The organism is Okeania sp. SIO2B9, from assembly GCF_010672505.1.
Lineage (GTDB): Bacteria > Cyanobacteriota > Cyanobacteriia > Cyanobacteriales > Microcoleaceae > Okeania > Okeania hirsuta.
This window is the reverse complement of record NZ_JAAHGK010000827.1, coordinates 1-3,527: the sequence shown is the minus strand read 5'-3', so window position 1 is coordinate 3,527 and position 3,527 is coordinate 1. Positions and strand designations below refer to the sequence as shown.

General features: G+C 36.0%; 4 protein-coding genes. 1 reads left to right on the top strand and 3 read right to left on the bottom strand.

The annotated features are described in order from the left end of the window. Positions 1–474 precede the first annotated feature (474 nt). Positions 475–897 carry a pre-16S rRNA-processing nuclease YqgF gene (locus F6K13_RS24055; RefSeq protein WP_124146909.1) on the top strand — a complete coding sequence of 141 codons (423 nt, stop codon included), beginning with the start codon at positions 475–477 and terminating at the stop codon, positions 895–897. Between the two features lie 292 nt (positions 898–1,189). On the opposite strand, the gene F6K13_RS24050 is transcribed toward F6K13_RS24055, so the two are convergent. The 3 genes from F6K13_RS24050 to F6K13_RS24040 all read right to left on the bottom strand — a co-directional run bounded on the left by F6K13_RS24050 (position 1,190) and on the right by F6K13_RS24040 (position 3,379). After that, complete coding sequence (locus tag F6K13_RS24050) at positions 1,190–2,101, bottom strand: NAD-dependent epimerase/dehydratase family protein (RefSeq protein WP_124146910.1); 912 nt, start codon at positions 2,099–2,101, stop codon at positions 1,190–1,192. Between the two features lie 73 nt (positions 2,102–2,174). Continuing rightward, positions 2,175–2,423 carry a hypothetical protein gene (locus F6K13_RS24045; protein ID WP_240039144.1) on the bottom strand — a complete coding sequence of 83 codons (249 nt, stop codon included), beginning with the start codon at positions 2,421–2,423 and terminating at the stop codon, positions 2,175–2,177. A 44-nt stretch (positions 2,424–2,467) separates the two neighbouring features. Further along, complete coding sequence (locus F6K13_RS24040) at positions 2,468–3,379, bottom strand: transposase (RefSeq protein WP_287288609.1); 912 nt, start codon at positions 3,377–3,379, stop codon at positions 2,468–2,470. Positions 3,380–3,527 lie beyond the last annotated feature (148 nt).

Below are 3,527 nucleotides of genomic sequence, written 5' to 3'. Positions count from 1 at the left end.
CTTTCCTTCGACTGCTATACCTTGCCTTTTATGTACTCCCTAAAAAAAATTACATTATGAATAATTAAGGTTTAAAGCATTTTTTTTATAGAAAAAATAATATTAAATCCGGTTACCACCACCCTTATTTTAGTAGATAAAATTTTTTATATAATATGGAATTTAGTTAACTACTATAAAGGGGTTGTGTTCAATAATTGATAATTGATAATTACCTCTACCTAAAAGGAAGAGGATTTAATCAAAGGAAAATTTTTTCTTGTTTCTCCTTAAAAGGAGAGGGTTTAAATCTTAATTATTCGGTAATCACATTAAGTATAAAAAAACTGTTCGCCAATCCGATAATTTTCAGGATAAGTAATTATTAATTGTTAATTATTAATTGCTTAATTTCTGCAACTGAGAAAAGCTACAACAACAAGTAAAATTTAAATAAAAAAGATTAATCTAGTCAGCAAATAAAGATATCCAAACATGATTTTAGGATTTGACCCAGGTAGCCAAAAGTGTGGTATTGCACTTATGGATAGAGAAAAAAAACTACACTACCACCAAGTTATAGAATCTCTAGAAGTTGTCAAAACAATTAAAAACTTATATCAAAAGTTTGACATTGATTTAATAGTGATTGGCGACCAAACCACCTCAAAAATTTGGAAACAAAGCCTCACAAAAATCATTTCAAAAACAGTACCAATAATCAAAATAGATGAACGTTATTCTAGTTTAGAAGCTCGCGATCGCTATTGGCAAATGTATCCTCCTCAAGGTATTTTTCGTCTAATTCCTTTAGGAATGAGAATTCCACCTAAACCAGTAGATGATATTGTCGCGATAATTTTGATAGAAAGATACTTAAAAAATGACTCACTCTATAGCAGGGCTATTTCATTCTAAACTTTGCCATTTTGTGTATTGACGAAATAACGTTATTTCAAACTTTAGGAAATTTATTTTTCGCTGTCTGAAAATCAATAAATTCATTTTTTCTTGATTTGAAAGATTAACTGATACCAATTTGAAAAAACCTACGGTTTTGATTTTTCAGCGTTTGAAACAACCTAAACTCGTTAGAGAATTTATGTCATACTTCAAATTATCTAGGAAAATTCTAGATTTTACACAGCTTGAAACTATTGCTTGGTAAGCTTTTCAATATAAGCGTAGGTTTCTGTTCAAATGCCCCCGCTCATCCTATAAAAACATCGCTGAGTTGTTCCTTAAATTGCTCAATCCATTCATAAATTTCACTGAGAGTCGTTTTGGCATCTCTTTGGGGTTGCCATCCAGTAGCGGCCATAACTTTGCGGGAGTCTGTAACAAAAATAGGAACATCTCCAGGGCGAGTTTCGGGAACGGGAGTAATGGAAATCTGATGCCCGGTAATTTCCTGACAAAGCTCGGTAGTTTCATGCAGTGAAAGGGTGTTAATGGCTCCCCCACCCACGTTAAAAGTCTGTCCTTTCAACTCCTCCAAACTGTGAATTTGTAAGTCAATTAAGTCTAGTAAATCGGCCAGATGCAAGAAGTCTCTAACCTGTTTGCCTGTACCGCCATAGCCGATATATTTCAATGGTTTCAGGAAATAGTGACAGGCCATCCATAGAGCAAATACTCCCTGATCGACCTTGCCCATCTGCCAGGGACCAGTTAGCACTCCACAGCGATTAATTAAGGTCCTCATGGAGTAGGCATTGGCATATTCAGCGATTAGTAATTCTGATGCCAGCTTGGTTGAGCCGTAGAGAGAGCGCGCTTTATCTAAAGGAAATTCTTCGGAAATTCCCTGACTGGATGCCCCCTGTAAAGGCTGTTGTTCCATCAGTTGAAAGCGGGTTTCTGTTTCGGTAAACTTTAGAGCCTTCAGATAAGCAATGGGATCAACCCGACTGGTAGATAGAAAAATAAAATCTGCCTCAGTTTGCCGAGCTAATTCCAAGCAGTTAATCGTTCCTACTAGATTCGTTTGCAGCACATAGCCTGGAGAAGCATATCCTGCCAAAACTGATGGCTCCGCCGAACACTCTAAAATTAAATCGGGTTGTAGTGCCGTTGGTTCCAGATATTCGGCATTTCGCACATCACCATGCACAAACTCAATTCCTGCTTGCTTTAGCCGAGATCAATTTAATTCTGAACCGTACGAAAAAAACTGTAGAAAATCGTGACAGCTTTTATCTTAATATTGGATTAACCAATACAGGCTGTACGGCACAGCTCACTATTCCCTCGGCAGTAAATGCCTCTGGGAATTTCTTTCTAATTATTTGAAGACTGCCGTTGATATCAGCATTAATCACTTTACCAGTTCCACTTCTAAACAAACCGCGTTTGACTCGTTTTCCCACATAATTCTCATGGCACCTGGGCAATTCTAAATCAAGTGCAGAAGTTTTACTGGTGTAACTTTCTTCTGTCTCCATAACTTTGATACCAGCAAGTTCACATTTATAAGTTATCTGTTGAATTAGCTTAGAGTGTGGTATTTGGGTAAAGTTTTGATTGTTTTTTTGCCTATATTTGCACCTTGTTTCCAGTTATCATTTTTTCCTATGACTACAGTACCAATATTATTTGTGGTTAAATACTCAACCACTAAGAAACTGGTGTTATGCAGATAATTCTCCACAAAACGATTTCGATGATAACTCAATGCTTCAATCTTACGACTGGTTTTTCTGTTGCCTTTGAGATGACTTTGGTACTTAGCTTTACGCTTGTTATATAATTGATTGACACTTTTTAGTGGCTTCCCGTTAATCAGCAGTGGTTTGACACCAGGCTTATTTGTAGATAGAGCAACTAATCGGTCAATTCCTAAGTCTATTCCGGCTACATATCTTGAGTTTATTTGTGGCTGATTCGTTTTTTCATACACTACTTCAATTATATAGCAGCTAGTAGCAGGTACTATCCTAACTTCGATTACAGTATCCACAACTACAGGTATTTTGATATCACTCATGGATAAGTGACAAATACCATTTTTTAAACTTGCTCTATAGACTGATTCCTTTGAATATATAACTACATTTCTACCTTGGGTTTTGTCCTTATATTTGGGTATTTTGGGCTTACCCAAAAACTTCCCTGGATGTTTTGACCATTCTCCCATTGCCTGAAAATAACTACGCCAAGTGGCCACCAAGCATTTGATTATTTGTTTTGATACTTTAGTTGGTAATGCTCTATAAGCATCGCTATCTTTGGTGGCGTGGTACAGTTTAGTTAAATCCAGGCTTTTTGAGGACTGGAAAAAATGCTGACGACAATAATAATTAGCCAAATCATACAAGTTTTTCGACTTAAAGGCTAATTCATCACAAACTCGCCAAAAGTTATGTGTTCGGTTAATAATATGTCTATCAACAAGTCGCATTCACTTATTCGCTTTTTTGATAATTTATTGTTACCTATTTAATATTACAACAATGAGTGTAAATTTTACAACTATTTTCTACGGTTTAAGTTTAACAGTTAATCACCCCGACGCTTCAAGTTATCTAGAGCCGTAATTTGCCACTCTA